Genomic DNA, 15,558 nt, shown 5'->3' on the forward strand with positions numbered 1-15,558 from the left:
GGCGGTCGTCGCGCGGGCGTGTGACCGCCTTGGCCGCGGATTCGCGCCGTCGGGCGGACGCCCTCATGGCGGGCGCGTACGGCGGACGGGTCGCACGGCCCGTGCTGGGGATCGCCCCGGCTCCAGCCCAGGCTCCGGCTTCCGTCTCGGCATCGCCTCCGACTCCATTCCCGAGCCCGAGCCCGAGGCCAAGTGCGGCTGGGGCTACGGCTGTCGCTTCCGTTTCTGCCCCTGCCCCTGCCCCTGTTCCTGCTTCTGCTTCTGCTCCTGCTCCTGCGCTGGCCTCGGTCACGGTTCCGGTTTCCGGAGGGCCGGGGCGGTGGCGGGAGAGGCTGATTCCCGCACTGCGGGAACGGATGCCGGTGTGGTTGCAGCTCAGATGCGGTCTGGAACCAAAGCCCCTGGCCGCGCTGGCCGTTGTCCTGGTCGCGGCCGGAGTCCTTGCCGCGGTCCATTTCTGGTCTGCGCGCCCTCACTCCGTGCGCGCGCCCGATCCGGTCAACGAAGCTGCGCCTGCCCGGACACCGGCCGCGGCGGCGGAGGGCGCCGAAGTGCCCGAGCCGTCACCGGGACCGCCACCCGCGACAGGACCGGGCGGACACATCGTCGTCGACGTGAGCGGAAAGGTGCGAAAGCCCGGTATCCATCAACTGCCGTCCGGAGCAAGGGTCGCCGACGCATTACGTGCGGCGGGCGGAGTCCGGTCCGGAGCAGACCTCACCGGGCTCAACCGGGCGCGGGTGCTCATGGACGGAGAGCAGATCGTGGTGGGCGCCCCATCCGGCCCGTCAGCCGCAGGTGGGACGGGAGGAGCCGTGGCGGGCGGCGGCGGGGGCTCCACGGTCGGCCCGGTCAGTCTCAACACCGCGACCGTCGACCAACTGGACACGCTGCCCGGTGTCGGCCCGGTCCTCGCTCAGCACATCGTCGACTACCGCACACAGCACGGCGGTTTCCGGTCCGTCGATGAACTGCGCGAGGTCAATGGGATCGGCGACCGCCGGTTCGCCGACCTCCAACCCTTGGTGGGGCCATGAGCCGCATGGACGTCCATGCGGCGTCGGGCCGCCGGCTCGGCGCCTCCCAACCGCGGCAGGAGGGTCCGGCCGATCTCCGCCTGGTCCCGCCTGCCATGGCGGCCTGGGCCGGAGCGGCGCTGGCGCTGAGCGCGCCGGGGCGGTGGACCACGGCTGGCGTGGTGCTCTGCGTGGGCGCGGCCATGGTGCTCCTGGCCATGTCGGGCGCCTCGGCAACCCGTGCACTGCGCAGGGTGTCGGCCGACACCGCGCCACACAGGCTGTCGGCCGACACCGGAGGGGGCACGGCGGAGGATCAGGGCGAGGGTGAGGGTGAGGGTGAGGGTGAGGGTGAGGGTGAGCGCGAGCCGGCGGTACGTGGGCGACGGCGGCCACGGGCCACGGCGACCGCCACCGCTGCGGCGTTGCTCTGCGCGGCGGCCGGGGCCGTATCGGCCGGGTTGCACAGTGCGGACGTCCGGCAGGGGCCGGTCCATGTGCTGGCCCAACGGTTCGCGAGGGTCGAGGCGGAGGTGACGGTGACGTCCGACGCCCGGCAGACCCAGCCCCGGGTGCGCGGCGACCGCAGCACGCCCGCCTCCCTCCTCGTGGACGCCGAGATCACCCGGCTGACCGGGCCCGACGGTGCGGTCACCAGGCTGAGTACGCCAGTGCTGCTGATTGTCTCGCCCGGCGGATCGATGGGGCAGTGGCAGCAGTTGCTCCCCTCCACGCACCTGCGCGTCGGTGGCCGGCTGTCGCCACCACTGCACGCCGGGGAGCGGAGTGCCGCCGTACTGCGACCCGAGAGCAAGGGGCCGCCTCGCGTCACCGGACCTCCTTCCTTCCTCCAGCGCACGGCAGGCGCGCTGCGCGGCGGTCTGCGGCAGGCGACCGAGCGGCTCGATCCCGATGCGCGGGCCCTTCTGCCGGGCCTGGTGGTCGGCGACACCTCACGGATCACCCCCGAACTGCACGACGCGTTCAAGGCCACCGATCTCACCCATCTGATGGCGGTCTCCGGTGCCAACCTGGCGATCCTGCTCGTCCTTCTCATCGGACCGCCGGGCACAGCGCTTCGCGCCGAACGCCGCGGGCTGGCACCCCGGTTGGGGATCCCGCTGCGGCTCACGGCGCTGCTGGGCGGCGGGCTCACGCTTGCCTTCGTCATCGTCTGCCGACCCGAGCCGAGCGTTCTGCGGGCAGCGGCCTGCGGGCTGATCACCCTGCTTGCCATCGGCACGGGAAGGCGCAGATCGCTGATTCCCGCGCTGGCCGCCGCGGTTCTGCTGCTGGTGCTGTACGACCCGTGGATGGCGCGCAGTTACGGTTTCGTCCTCTCCGTGCTGGCCACCGGAGCCCTGCTGACCATCGCGCCGAAATGGAGCGATGCGTTGCGACGGCGCGGAGTTCCGCCCCGGCTCGCCGAGGCGCTGGCCGCGGCGGCCGCCGCGCAGGCGGTGTGCGCGCCGGTCGTCGTGCTGCTCGCCTCCCGGGTCAGTCTGGTGGCGATCCCGTGCAATCTGCTGGCTGAGTTCGCGGTGGCACCGGCCACGGTCCTTGGGTTCGCCGCGCTCGCCCTGGCGCCGGTGACCATGCCGGTGGCGGAGTTGCTCGCCAGGATCGCGGGGTGGCCGACCGGCTGGATCGCCACGGTGGCCCGCACCGGGGCGGCCCTGCCCGGAGCGGAGATCGACTGGCCCGACGGCGGGAAGGGGGCGCTGCTGCTCACCGCGCTGACCGCTCTGGTGGTGCTCCTCGCCCGCCGTATCGCGCGCCACCCCTGGGTCTGTTCGGCCGCCGCGCTGCTGTTGATCCTTGCGGTGCTGCGCCCGGTGCCGCTCACCCGGGTACTGACCGGATGGCCGCCGCCGGACTGGGCGTTCGCGATGTGCGACGTGGGGCAGGGGGACGCCCTGGTGCTGGCCGCGGGGGACGGTGCGGGAGTGGTCGTCGACGCCGGCCCCGATCCCGCGCTCGTCGACCGGTGCCTTCGTGACCTCGCCATCACCGAGGTGCCGTTCCTGGTCCTCACGCACTTCCACGCCGACCATGTGCGGGGCCTGCCCGGTGTGTTGCGGGGCAGGGCGGTGGGTGCGATCGAGACGACGAGCCTGGACGAACCTCCGGACCAGGTCGCGTTCGTACGGCGGACGGCGGCCGCGTCGCACGTGCCCCTGGTCCGGGCCGCCCCGGGGGAACGCCGCCGGATCGGGGCGCTCGACTGGCGGGTTCTCTGGCCGGCGAGCGCCATGGGGGCCGGCGGGATACCGGTGGACCCGGGCGCCGGGCCCGTACCGCTGGAGCCGAACGATGCCAGCGTCACCCTTTACGTCCGGACCGGCGGGGTGACCCTGTTGCTTCTGGGAGACCTCGAACCACCGGCCCAGCAGGGGCTGTTGCGCAGATATCCCGCGCTGCCGCGGGTGGACGTGCTCAAGGTCGCCCATCACGGCTCGGCCCATCAGGACCCCGCTCTGCTGCGCAGTGCGCACCCACGGTTTGCCCTGGTGAGCGTGGGCAGGGACAACCCGTACGGTCACCCGGCCGCGCGTACCGTCGATGCGCTCAGAGCGGGCGGCGCCGTGGTGCTGCGTACGGACACCGACGGCGCGATCGCCGTGACGGGTGGCGGGCCGGGTGCGGGGTCGGAGCTGCGGGCGGTGGGCCGGTCATGACCGACACCCCGACGGCGGCGGCCCGTTCGGCACCGCAGCAGCAGCAGCCGTACCCTGGCCCTGGCCCTGGCCCTGGCCCTGGCCCTGGCCCTGGCCCTGGCCCTGGCCCTGGCCCTGGCCCTGGCTCGGACCGGACGGACGCCGTCGACCGTCGGACCGCGTCCGGTGAGCCCGTCAGCCGTCGCCGTCCAGGCGTCCCCGCACTCCTTCAGGCGGGTCGGTCCTGCTCGGGCTGTTCCTGGCTGAGGAGCGGGCGCGAGTGTGAGCGGAACGATCGAATTCGGACCTTCGGTAACACCTCCACCCAAGCCCCTGCGAGCTGCTCTGTTTGCCTCGAACGCCACAATGGTGATCGAATGCATGCTCGTCGGTGGGCCGCTGCTCCGACAGAGACGTCCAGCCGCCGGGCCCCAAGGTGAATCGTCCCCGGGGGAAGGTGGAAGATGTTCGGTCGTTGGCTGAATAGCAGGCGAGCGGCGGGGGTCGCGCAGGGCAACGCCCTTGCCGGGCTCGAGATGCCGCGCACCGCCGGATTGCTCAGTTGCCGGGTGCTCGACCCCGTCAACGAGGTCGTGCCGCTGGCCGAGTTCGCGGTCACGGACGGCGCGGGCCGCAAGGTCTTCGGTGGTGAGACGGACCCGTTCGGCAATGTGCTCGCCACCGTCCCGGCCGGGGAGTACCGGTTGGCCGTCACGGCGGAGGGCTTCACCCCGTTCCATGGCTCGGCCACGGTGGTCGAGGGCGGTCACGCGAGCCTCGGCGATGTGACCCTGCAACTGGCCGCGCCCCCGCAGCTGCCCGCCCCGGGCGAGTGGGACGTCGAGCCGATGCACTCGCAGATCGGCTTCACGGCCCGGCACATCGGCCTCGCGCGCATTCACGGCCGGTTCAACACCTTCGCGGGTGCGGTGCGGATCGCCGACCGCATGGAGGACTCGGCCATGCACGTGATCATCGACGCCGCGTCGATCGACACGAATGTCCAGATGCGGGACGACCACCTGCGCTCCAGCGACTTCCTCGACGTCGGGCGCTATCCGACGATGGAGTTCTACAGCGACCGCTTCGTCCACCGGGGTGGCACCCGCTGGGGCGTGACCGGTGCGCTCACGCTGCACGGCGTCAGCCGCACGGTCACGCTGGACACCCAGTACCTCGGCCTCGGCAACGGCCTGGAGGGCGAGACCCGCGCCGCCTGCCGGGCCACCACGGAACTGCACCGTGAGGACTTCACCCTCACCTGGCAGACCATGCTGGCCCGCGGCATCGCTGCCGTCGGCTCCAGCATCTCCATCGACATGGACATCCAGATCGTTCCCAAGAGCTGAGCCGCGGGCCCGCTAGGGCGCTTCGAGCCACCCCTCGTACTCCGCTGCGAAGGCGTCGAGTGCCGAGGTGTCCAGCCGCCCCGACGGGTCCTCCACGACCACCAGCCACTGGGCGTCCTCGGCGTCGTCCTCACCGGCCAGCGCATCGCGTACGAGCTGGGGCTCCTCGGTGACCCCGAAGCGGTCGCCGAGCTCTCCGGCCACCTCCTCCGCGGCATCGCGGTCGGGCAGCACCAGCACATGTCTCACATCGCTCACCTGCCCATTCTCCCGTACCGGGTACGACGCGCGGCCGGGTGGAGCCGGCCCTCTAACGGCCGTTCATGTGCATGACGCTCTCGGGGTACCGGGTGCCGGCCACCGCCGACGGCGGCAGCGCCGCGTCCAGGCGCCGCAGGTCGTCCGGGCCGAGCGTGAGTTCCGTCGCCGCGAGGTTCTCCTCCAGCGTCGACCTGCGCTTCGTACCGGGGATCGGCACGATGTCGTCGCCCTGGTGCAGCAGCCAGGCGAGCGACACCTGCGCCGGGGTCGCACCGCACCCACGGGCGACGTCCCGGACCACTTCGGCAGCCGCGGAATTGATCCTGAAATTATCGGCCTGGAATCGAGGATCGTGCCTGCGGTAGTCGTTATCCGGGTATTCTTCCGCGCGGACAGCCGTGCCGGTCAGGAATCCGCGACCCAGCGGAGAATAGGGAACGAGACCGATGCCCAGCTCTCGGATCACCGGCAGAATCTCCTGCTCCAGATGACGTTCCCACAGGGAGTACTCCGTCTGGAGAACCGATACGGGACAGACCGCGTGAGCCCGGCGGACGGTGTTCGCTCCCGCCTCCGAGAGGCCGAAGTGAAGAACCTTTCCGGCCGCGATGAGTTCGCCGACTGCTCCGGCCACGTCCTCGATCGGCACCTCCAGGTCCACCCGGTGCTGGTACAGCACGTCGACCCGGTCCGTACCCAGCCTGCTCAGGCTCCGGTCGACCGCCTCGCGTATGTGCTCGGGCCGGCTGTTGAGTGCGCCCCGCACGGTGCCCGCGTACTCCCAGCCGAACTTCGTCGCGACGACCGCGTCGTCCCGACGTCCGCGCAGTGCCCTGCCTAAGAGCTCCTCGTTGACGAACGGGCCGTAGGACTCCGCCGTGTCGAAGAAATCGCAGCCGAGGTCGAGGGCGCGATGGATGGTCCTCATGGATTCCGTGTCGTCCGGAATTCCATATGTCTGACTCATTCCCATGCATCCCAGTCCGAGGGCGGAGACCTCCAGTTCGGTATTGCCGAGCCGGCGACGTGGAATCATTGATGAACTCAATTCGGGTTCTCCGTTGGAATTCGGTGGATCCGTTGTGGCGGCAGGAATTCTAGCAATGTGCGGAATTTTCCTGGCAGGGGCAAGCAGGCGTGGGCAGGGGCAAGCGGACGGAGCGATGGACGGGCGGCAGGCCGGGCAGCCAGGGGAGGGAGTCCGGGGGCTGTCAGTGGTGCGTGGGATGCTGGACGACGATGGCCACCAGAAGGAATTCCACCGACGACCCGCTCGCCCCCCTCACGCTCGCCGTGGGCCAGGAGGACCTGCTCCTCGACCGCGCCGTGCAACAGGTGGTGGCGGCGGCCCGCGCCTCCGACCCCGACACGGATGTCCGCGACCTCACCTCCGACCAGCTCCAGCCCGGCACCCTCGCCGAGCTGACGAGCCCGTCGCTCTTCGCCGAGCGCAAGGTGGTGATCGTGCGCAACGCGCAGGACCTCTCCGCCGACACGGTCAAGGACGTCAAGGCGTATCTCGGCGATCCGGTCGAGGAGATCACCCTCGTACTGCTGCACGCGGGCGGCGCCAAGGGCAAGGGCCTGCTGGACGCGGCGCGCAAGGCCGGGGCACGGGAGGTCGCGTGCCCGAAGACGACCAAGCCGGCCGAGCGGCTCTCGTTCGTACGGTCGGAGTTCCGGGCGCTGGGGCGCTCGGCGACGCCCGAGGCGTGCCAGGCGCTGGTCGACTCCATCGGCAGCGATCTGCGGGAGCTGGCGAGCGCGGTCTCGCAGCTCGTCGCGGATGTCGAAGGCACCATCGACGAGGCGGTCGTCGCCCGTTACTACACGGGCCGCGCCGAGGCGTCGAGCTTCACCGTCGCCGACCGCGCGGTGGAGGGACGGGCCGCGGAGGCGCTGGAGGCGCTGCGCTGGTCGCTGTCGACCGGAGTGGCGCCGGTGCTGATCACGAGCGCGCTGGCGCAGGGCGTACGGGCGATCGGCAAGCTGTCCTCGGCCCGCGGCGGGCGGCCCGCCGACCTCGCCCGTGAGCTGGGTATGCCGCCGTGGAAGATCGACCGGGTGCGCCAGCAGATGCGCGGCTGGACGCCGGACGGGGTGGCCCTGGCGCTGCGGGCGGTCGCGGACGCGGACGCGGGCGTCAAGGGCGGCGGTGACGATCCGGAGTACGCGTTGGAGAAGGCCGTGGTCGCGGTGGCGCGGGCGGCACGGTCGGGGCGGTAGCCCCCGGGGCGGCTCAGGGCGCCGGACCGGCCCCGCCTCCGAAAGGCCCCCGCCCCCTGAGTCGCCCCGCCCCCTGAGTCGCCCCGCCCCCGAAACACGTACGCCGAAGGCCCCGGTTCTCGCTCTGGGGAGAGCGGAGGCCGGGGCCTTCGGTTCACGCTTGGTGCGCCGCACCCGCGTGGCGAACGCAGGTTCGGTGTGCGGCGCGGGGTGCCGGTCAGGAACGGGAGAGAGGGCCCGCTGGGTCCGTCCCGGCGATCACATCAGAATGCTCAGCCCTGGAGGGAGGCAACCTTGGAGGCCAGCGCCGACTTCTTGTTGGCGGCGGCGTTCTTGTGGATGACACCCTTCGAGACGGCCTTGTCGAGCGCGCGGGAGGCGTCGCGAGCGGCCGTGGTGGCCTTCTCGACGTCACCGGCGGCGGCAGCCTCACGGGCCTTGCGGATAGCGGTCTTGAGCGAGGACTTGACGGCCTTGTTGCGCAGGCGCGCCTTCTCGTTCGTCTTGTTCCGCTTGATCTGGGACTTGATGTTCGCCACGAAAGAGCCTTTTCAGGTTCGTTGGATCTTCGATGTGCGCCCCACGGCCCGAGAGAGTCGCGAGGCACAGCTGTCAACGGTACCAGCCCCACTCCGACCGGCCCAAACCGGTCTCCGCCCCGCAACCATGGGACGATGGAGGCTACGTATCGATCCGACCGACCCGACATCGACCCGAGACACGGCGTTCGGCGTCTCAAGAATCAGGACCCTGCGTGCCCGCGACTCCTACCAACGTGCCCGAGCCGAGCCGTACCGACCCGGCGCTGATCCGCAACTTCTGCATCATCGCGCACATCGACCACGGCAAGTCGACCCTTGCCGACCGGATGCTTCAGCTGACCGGCGTGGTCGACCAGCGGCAGATGCGCGCTCAGTACCTCGACCGTATGGACATCGAGCGCGAGCGCGGCATCACCATCAAGTCCCAGGCGGTGCGTCTGCCCTGGACGCCCGACACGGGCGAGGGCCAGGGCCGCACCCATGTCCTCAACATGATCGACACCCCGGGCCACGTGGACTTCACCTACGAGGTCTCCCGCTCGCTCGCCGCCTGCGAGGGCACGGTCCTGCTGGTCGACGCCGCACAGGGCATCGAGGCCCAGACGCTGGCCAACCTCTACCTGGCGATGGAGAACGACCTCACCATCGTCCCGGTGCTCAACAAGATCGACCTGCCGGCCGCGCAGCCCGAGAAGTTCTCCGAGGAGCTGGCCAACCTCATCGGCTGCCAGCCGGAGGACGTGCTCAAGGTCTCCGCGAAGACCGGTATCGGCGTGGACGCGCTGCTCGACCGGGTGGTCAGGGACGTCCCGGCCCCGATCGGCCAGGCGGACGCTCCGGCCCGCGCGATGATCTTCGACTCGGTCTACGACTCGTACCGCGGCGTCGTCACGTACGTCCGTGTCGTCGACGGGCAGCTCAACAAGCGCGAGCGCATCAGGATGATGTCCACCGGCGCCACCCACGAGCTGCTGGAGATCGGGGTCTCCTCCCCGGAGATGACCCCGGCCGACGGCCTCGGTGTGGGCGAGGTCGGCTACATCATCACCGGTGTGAAGGACGTCCGGCAGTCCAAGGTCGGTGACACCATCACCTCCCTGAGCAAGGGCGCGACCGAGGCGCTGGGCGGCTACAAGGACCCCAAGCCGATGGTGTTCTCGGGCCTGTACCCGCTGGACGGATCGGACTACCCGGACCTGCGCGAGGCGCTCGACAAGCTCCAGCTCAACGACGCCGCCCTGGTGTACGAGCCGGAGACCTCCGCGGCCCTCGGCTTCGGCTTCCGCGTCGGCTTCCTCGGACTGCTCCACCTCGACGTGATCCGGGAGCGGCTGGAGCGCGAGTTCGGTCTCGAACTCATCGCCACCGCCCCCAACGTGGTCTACCGCGTCGACATGGAGGACGGCACCGAGCACACCGTCACCAACCCGAGCGAATTCCCCGAGGGCAAGATCGACAAGGTGCACGAGCCCGTCGTGCGCGCCACGGTCCTGGCCCCCAGCGAGTTCATCGGCGCGATCATGGAGCTCTGCCAGAACCGGCGCGGCACCCTGCTCGGCATGGACTACCTCTCCGAGGACCGGGTCGAGATCCGGTACACCCTGCCGCTCGCCGAGATCGTCTTCGACTTCTTCGACCAGCTGAAGTCGAAGACCCGGGGTTACGCCTCGCTCGACTACGAGCCCACCGGCGAGCAGACCGCCCAGCTCGTCAAGGTCGACATCCTGCTGCACGGCGACAAGGTCGACGCGTTCTCCGCGGTCACGCACAAGGACAAGGCGTACGCGTACGGCGTCCGGCTCGTCGCCAAGCTGCGCGAGCTGATCCCGCGGCAGAACTTCGAGGTGCCGATCCAGGCCGCCATCGGCTCCCGGGTCATCGCCCGTGAGACCGTCCGCGCCATCCGCAAGGACGTCCTCGCCAAGTGCTACGGCGGCGACATCTCCCGAAAGCGGAAGCTGCTGGAGAAGCAGAAGGAAGGCAAGAAGCGGATGAAGATGGTCGGCAACGTGGAGGTGCCCCAGGAGGCCTTCATCGCCGTGCTGTCCACGGACGAGTCGGGCGGGGAGAGCAAGGGCAAGAAGTAGCCCGCCCCGGACGTCGCCGTGACCCGAGGTCCGGCTCCGTCCGTCCCACCCGGTGGTAGTCCCACGGGCCCCTGTGTCGCGGCACCCCGCGACACAGGGGCCCGTTTGTTATGAAGCGGCGGCCCGTTGCCTCTTACGCGGTGGACGCGGGCGCTCTACCCTGATCACGGCTTCGTAGTTACTCGCCAGTTAAACAGGCCCCGCAGAGCAAGCCCGACAGGGCGGCCCCGCAGAACAAGCGCCGCAGGATCAAGCACGCAGACACACGCAGGAAACAAGCAGGAACAAGCAGCCGGTCGTGAAGCACTGCCGCAGGCCCGGAGGACGTCGTGAGCGACACACTGACCTTGATCGAGAACCGACCGCCCTCCGTGGCGAGCCTTTTCATCGACCGCGTGGCGGCCACCCCGGACGGGGAGGCATACCGCTACCCCGTTCCCGCGGCCGCCGGTGAGGGACCCGATGAGTGGAAGTCGCTGAGCTGGGCGCAGGCCGCCGAGCGGGTCTACGCCATCGCGGCAGGGCTCATCGGTCTGGGCGTGCGGCCGGAGGAACGGATCGCGCTCGCCGCCAGCACCCGGGTGGAGTGGATCCTCGTCGACCTCGGCGTGATGTGCGCCGGTGGCGCCACCACCACGATCTACCCGTCGACCAATGCGGAGGAGTCGGCGTTCATCCTCTCCGACTCCGGGAGCCGGGTCCTGATCGCCGAGGACGCCACCCAGCTGGCCAAGGCCCGTGAGCGCCGCGCCGAGCTGCCGGACCTCGCCCATGTCGTCGTCATCGACCCCGAGGACGCCGGACCCGCCGAGGGCGACCCCGAGGGCTGGGTGCTCACCCTCGCCGAGCTGGAGGCCCGGGGCGCCGAGTACCTGGCGGAACACCCCGAGGCGATCAAGGAGCGGGTCGCCGCCATCACGGCCGACCAGCTGGCCACCCTCATCTACACCTCGGGTACCACCGGCCGCCCCAAGGGGGTACGCCTGCCGCACGACAACTGGTCGTACATGGCCAAGGCCACCGTGGCGACCGGGCTGATCACTCCGGAGGACGTGCAGTATCTCTGGCTGCCGCTCGCGCACGTCTTCGGCAAGGTCCTCACCTCCGGCCAGATCGAGGTCGGCCATGTCACCGCCATCGACGGCCGGGTCGACAAGATCATCGAGAATCTGCCGGTGATCCAGCCGACGTACATGGCCGCCGTCCCCCGTATCTTCGAGAAGGTCTACAACGGAGTCGCCGCCAAGGCGCGGGCCGGCGGCGGGGCCAAGTACAAGATCTTCCAGTGGGCGGCCGGGGTCGCCCGCGAGTACGCCACGGTCACGCAGGACAACTTCCGGCGTACCGGCACGTCCTCCGTCCCGTTCGCCCTCGGTGCCAAGCACAAGGTCGCCGACACTCTCGTCTTCGCCAAGATCCGCGAGGCCTTCGGCGGCCGGCTGCGCGCCTGCATCTCCGGCTCCGCCGCGCTCGCCCCCGACATCGGCCTTTTCTTCGCGGGCGCCGGGATCCACATCCTGGAGGGCTACGGCCTCACCGAGTCCAGCGCCGCCTCCTTCGTCAACCCGGGCGAGGCCTACCGCACCGGCACCGTCGGCAAGCCGCTCCCCGGCACCGAGGTACGGATCGCGGACGACGGCGAGATCCTGCTGCGCGGGCCCGGCCTGATGCAGGGTTACCACGGGCAGCCGGAGAAGACCGCCGAGGTGCTGGAGCCGGACGGCTGGTTCCACACCGGCGACATCGGCGAGCTCTCCGTGGACGGCTATCTCCGGATCACCGACCGCAAGAAGGACCTGATCAAGACGTCCGGCGGAAAGTACATTGCCCCGGCGGAGGTCGAGGGACAGTTCAAGGCGGTCTGCCCCTTCGTCTCCAACATCCTGGTGCACGGCGCGGACCGTAACTTCTGCACCGCCCTGATCGCACTCGACGAGCCGACCATCCTCGGCTGGGCCGCCGAGAACGGCCTCGGCGGGAAGCCGTACGCCGAAGTGGTGGCCTCCCCGCAGGCCGTCGAGCTCATCGAGGGCTATGTGAAGCGGCTCAACGAGGGGCTGCAGCGCTGGCAGACCATCAAGAAGTTCCGGCTGCTGCCCCGCGACCTCGACATCGAGCACGGCGAACTGACGCCCAGTCTCAAGCTGAAGCGGCCGGTCGTCGAGCGTGAGTACAAGGGCCTCATCGACGACATGTACGCCGGGAGCCGCGAGGCATAGACAGCTTCTCGCGGGCCGGTCGCACGGTGCGGCTGCTCCTGTTCCTCCCCGCTCTTTTTTCTCTGCCCACTTCGGCAACTCGTTGCTTATGGGCATGGTCCATCTGTCACTCTGTCGGTGTCGTCAGCGCCGCCCAACGAGAACAGACAGACAGCAACGAGAACAGACAGAGCGAGAACAGGTCAGGAGCTGCACCGTGGGGCCCATTCCCTTGCAGCGGGACACCGTTCAGCGTCCCGGTAGTCCCGCAGGCCGTGCGGATGCACGGCCGGTCGCCCATACGTCCCTGCCCGGAAACCTCCTCGCACCCTCCGCCGCCCGCCGGTTCGTCCGGGCCGCGCTCGGCGAGTGGACCGGGCTGGGGCTGCCGGCGGCCGTGGGTTTCAGCGAACGCGTGGCCGAGGACGCGGAGGTCGTCGTCAGCGAGCTGGTCACCAACGCGGTCGTGCACGCCGGGACCAATGTGGAGCTGCTCGCCCGGCTGGAGGAGGCCACCGAGGACGAGGCGGCGGCCCTGGTGCTGGAGGTCTCGGACCACCATCCGGCGCGCGCCGTGCGCAGCGACCGCCCGGAGGCCGGAAGCGCGGCCGACGCGGCGGAGGGCATCGGCATCGTCGGTCACGACGAACCCGCCGAGTACGGTCGCGGGCTCCAGCTCGTCGGCACCCTCGCCGAGCGCTGGGGCATCACCTACCGCACCGGCCTCAAGACCGTCTGGGCCAGGCTTCCCGTGGACGACTGGAACCCGTTCCCGGAACCGGCGGCCGAGCCCGGCTTCCAGCAGGGGCTGCGCGCCGCGGAGCTGCTCGCCCCCACCGCCCGGCGCGCGCTGCGCGACGACGCCGACTGGGCCGGCCGCGGCGCGCTCTCCTTCCTCGCCGAGGCCTCGGACCTGCTCGCCGGCCAGCTCGACGAGGACATCGTGGCGGCGCTCTCCGGACAGTTACTGGTGCCCAGACTCGCCGACTGGTGCGCGATCTGGCTGGAGCCCGAGAACGGCGGCCCCTCGGCCGTTCCCCGGCTCGCCAGCGTCTGGCACCGGGACGAGGCCGAGACCGGGGAGCTGCGCACCCTGCTGGAACAGGGCCCGATCCGGCTCCCCGAGCGGGTCGGCACCGGACCCGTCTCCATGCCGTGGCCCGGAGGCGAGGAGGACGGCGAGAAGGCCGACGAGCCCGCCGCGTCCGCTTTCGCCTACCGGATCACCTCCGGCGGCCGGACACTCGGCGCCGTATTTCTCGGCCGGGAGGGCCTCGCCCGCGTCCCCGACGAAGTGACCGCGCTCATCGAGGACTTCGTACGCCGGGTCGGCCTCGCCGTCGGTGCCGCCCGCGCCTACACCCGGCAGGCCACCATCAGCCGCATCCTGCAGCGCGCGCTGCTGCCCGGCAAGGTCGCCGACATACCGGGAGTCTCCAGCTCGCTGGTGTACGAGCCCAGCGACGACGGCGTGGTCGGCGGCGACTTCTACGACATCTTCCCGTGTCCCGGCGACCGCTGGTGCTTCGTGCTCGGCGATGTACAGGGCAGCGGCCCCGAAGCCGCCGTCGTCACCGGCCTCGCCCGGCCCTGGCTGCGGCTGCTCGCCCGGGAGGGCTTCGGCGTGGGCGAGGTCCTGGACCGGCTCAACCGGCTGCTCCTCGACGACGCGATGGAGGCCGCCGAGGCGGCCGCGCTCATGGTGGCCGCCGCCGGCGGCCAGCAGACGGCGGACACCGGGCAGTCCCGCTTCCTGTCCCTGCTGTACGGAGAACTCGTACCGCTGCCCGAGGGCGGGGTGCGCTGCACCCTGGCCAGCGCCGGCCACCCGCTGCCGCTGCTGCTGCGGCCCGACGGCGAGGTGCGCCCGGCCGCCGAGCCGCAGATGCTGCTCGGGATCTTCGACGACGTCGCGTACGAGAGCGAGAGCTTCGAGCTGGCGCCCGGCGACAGCCTGCTGTGTGTCACGGACGGGGTGACGGAGCGGCGCTCCGGGCCGCTGATGTTCGACGACGGGGACGGACTGGCCCGGGCGCTGGCCGGCTGTACCGGGCTGTCGGCGGACGGGATCGCGGACCGGATCAAGCGGGCGGTGCACGAATTCGCCGAGCGGCCGCCCGACGACGATCTGGCGCTGCTGGTGCTCCAGGCGGGATGAGGCCCCCGCCGGGGGCCGGGCGGCCCTTGTGATCACCGACGTGGCCGGGGGATCCCCGGCGGCGAGCGACAATGGGCGGTATGCCTTCCGTACTGCCCGATGGTGAACCCGTACCCGACGACGGGGCGCTGCCCCGCCATGCCCTGGAAGGCGCCGCCGACCGGCCGCTCGGCTTCTACCTGCACGTGCCGTACTGCGCGACCCGCTGCGGCTACTGCGACTTCAACACCTACACCGCGACCGAGCTGCGCGGCTCCGGCGGCGCGCTGGCCTCCCGGGACAACTACGCCGAGCATCTGATCGGCGAGGTCCGCCAGGCCCGCAAGGTCCTCGGTGACGATCCGCGTCCGGTCCGCACGGTCTTCGTCGGCGGCGGTACGCCGACCCTGCTGGCGGCCGCGGACCTGGTCCGGATGCTGGGGGCGATCCGAGAGGAGTTCGGGCTCGCGGACGACGCCGAGATCACCACCGAGGCCAACCCGGAGTCCGTCGGTCCGGCGTATCTCGCCGAACTGCGGGAGGGCGGCTTCAACCGGATCTCGTTCGGGATGCAGAGCGCGCGGCAGCACGTGCTGAAGATCCTGGACCGTACGCATACGCCGGGGCGGCCCGAAGCGTGTGTCGCCGAGGCCCGGGAGGCGGGCTTCGAGCACGTCAACCTCGACCTGATCTACGGCACGCCGGGGGAGTCCGACGACGACTGGCGGGCCTCGCTGGACGCGGCGATCGGTGCGGGGCCGGACCATGTGTCGGCGTACGCGCTGATCGTCGAGGAGGGCACCCAGCTGGCCCGGCGGATCCGGCGCGGCGAGATCCCGATGACCGACGACGACGCCCACGCGGACCGGTATCTGATCGCGGACGAGGCGATGGCCGCGGCGGGCTTCTCCTGGTACGAGGTGTCGAACTGGGCCCGCACGCCCGAGGGCCGGTGCCTGCACAACGAGCTGTACTGGCGCGGGGCCGACTGGTGGGGCGCCGGGCCCGGGGCGCACAGCCATGTCGGCGGGGTGCGCTGGTGGAACGTGAAGCATCCGGGTGCGTACGCGCAGGCGCTGGCCGAG

At 71.0% G+C, this 15,558-nt stretch carries 11 protein-coding genes; 8 read left to right on the plus strand and 3 right to left on the minus strand.

Going from position 1 to position 15,558, the window contains the following annotated elements:
* Positions 1-65: 65 nt before the first annotated feature.
* From ABZY11_RS35460 to ABZY11_RS35470, 3 genes are all read left to right on the plus strand, one after another.
* Positions 66-1,037 carry a ComEA family DNA-binding protein gene (locus ABZY11_RS35460; protein WP_356483125.1) on the plus strand — a complete coding sequence of 324 codons (972 nt, stop codon included), beginning with the start codon at positions 66-68 and terminating at the stop codon, positions 1,035-1,037.
* On the plus strand, positions 1,034-3,694 hold the full coding sequence (locus ABZY11_RS35465; protein ID WP_356483118.1) for a ComEC/Rec2 family competence protein: 2,661 nt from the start codon (positions 1,034-1,036) through the stop codon (positions 3,692-3,694). The genes ABZY11_RS35460 and ABZY11_RS35465 overlap by 4 nt, the downstream gene beginning before the upstream one ends.
* 443 nt (positions 3,695-4,137) lie before the next feature.
* On the plus strand, positions 4,138-5,022 hold the full coding sequence (locus ABZY11_RS35470; protein ID WP_356483119.1) for a YceI family protein: 885 nt from the start codon (positions 4,138-4,140) through the stop codon (positions 5,020-5,022).
* Between the two features lie 12 nt (positions 5,023-5,034).
* Here the strand turns inward: ABZY11_RS35470 and ABZY11_RS35475 are convergent, their stop codons facing one another.
* Both ABZY11_RS35475 and ABZY11_RS35480 read right to left on the minus strand, forming a co-directional pair.
* Positions 5,035-5,280 carry a hypothetical protein gene (locus tag ABZY11_RS35475; protein WP_356483120.1) on the minus strand — a complete coding sequence of 82 codons (246 nt, stop codon included), beginning with the start codon at positions 5,278-5,280 and terminating at the stop codon, positions 5,035-5,037.
* A 52-nt stretch (positions 5,281-5,332) separates the two neighbouring features.
* The gene (locus tag ABZY11_RS35480; protein ID WP_356483121.1) at positions 5,333-6,319 is read right to left on the minus strand and encodes an aldo/keto reductase; all 987 of its coding nucleotides are present in this window, start codon (positions 6,317-6,319) and stop codon (positions 5,333-5,335) included.
* A gap of 203 nt (positions 6,320-6,522) precedes the next feature.
* On the opposite strand from ABZY11_RS35480, the gene holA reads away from it, so the two are divergent.
* Positions 6,523-7,509: a DNA polymerase III subunit delta gene (gene holA, locus ABZY11_RS35485; RefSeq protein WP_326765540.1), complete on the plus strand. Its 987-nt coding sequence runs from the start codon at positions 6,523-6,525 to the stop codon at positions 7,507-7,509.
* 272 nt (positions 7,510-7,781) lie between these two features.
* Here holA and rpsT read toward each other — a convergent pair whose 3' ends face one another.
* Positions 7,782-8,048 (minus strand): 30S ribosomal protein S20, encoded by a 267-nt coding sequence (gene rpsT / locus ABZY11_RS35490; protein ID WP_124717766.1) that lies wholly within the window; start codon positions 8,046-8,048, stop codon positions 7,782-7,784.
* A 215-nt stretch (positions 8,049-8,263) separates the two neighbouring features.
* Between rpsT and lepA the strand changes: the two genes are divergently transcribed.
* The 4 genes from lepA to hemW form a co-directional block, all read left to right on the plus strand.
* Positions 8,264-10,138, plus strand: coding sequence for a translation elongation factor 4 (gene lepA, locus ABZY11_RS35495; RefSeq protein WP_356483122.1), 1,875 nt, complete (start codon positions 8,264-8,266; stop codon positions 10,136-10,138).
* A 329-nt stretch (positions 10,139-10,467) separates the two neighbouring features.
* Positions 10,468-12,357 carry an AMP-dependent synthetase/ligase gene (locus ABZY11_RS35500; RefSeq protein ID WP_356483123.1) on the plus strand — a complete coding sequence of 630 codons (1,890 nt, stop codon included), beginning with the start codon at positions 10,468-10,470 and terminating at the stop codon, positions 12,355-12,357.
* A 211-nt stretch (positions 12,358-12,568) separates the two neighbouring features.
* Positions 12,569-14,494: an ATP-binding SpoIIE family protein phosphatase gene (locus tag ABZY11_RS35505; RefSeq protein WP_356483126.1), complete on the plus strand. Its 1,926-nt coding sequence runs from the start codon at positions 12,569-12,571 to the stop codon at positions 14,492-14,494.
* A gap of 71 nt (positions 14,495-14,565) precedes the next feature.
* The coding region (hemW, locus tag ABZY11_RS35510) for a radical SAM family heme chaperone HemW (RefSeq protein WP_356483124.1) at positions 14,566-15,558 on the plus strand (993 nt) is incomplete at its 3' end.

The sequence above is a fragment of the Streptomyces sp. NPDC006510 genome (assembly GCF_040611955.1).
In the GTDB taxonomy this organism is placed as follows: Bacteria; Actinomycetota; Actinomycetes; order Streptomycetales; family Streptomycetaceae; genus Streptomyces.

Excerpts from the sequence above, each read along its gene's own strand:
- ABZY11_RS35470 (WP_356483119.1), top strand. The coding sequence starts at position 4,138 with ATGTTCGGTCGTTGGCTGAATAGCAGGCGAGCGGCGGGGGTCGCGCAG.
- ABZY11_RS35480 (WP_356483121.1), bottom strand. The coding sequence starts at position 6,319 with ATGATTCCACGTCGCCGGCTCGGCAATACCGAACTGGAGGTCTCCGCC.
- holA (WP_326765540.1), top strand. The coding sequence starts at position 6,523 with ATGGCCACCAGAAGGAATTCCACCGACGACCCGCTCGCCCCCCTCACG.
- ABZY11_RS35465 (WP_356483118.1), top strand. The coding sequence starts at position 1,034 with ATGAGCCGCATGGACGTCCATGCGGCGTCGGGCCGCCGGCTCGGCGCC.
- ABZY11_RS35460 (WP_356483125.1), top strand. The coding sequence starts at position 66 with ATGGCGGGCGCGTACGGCGGACGGGTCGCACGGCCCGTGCTGGGGATC.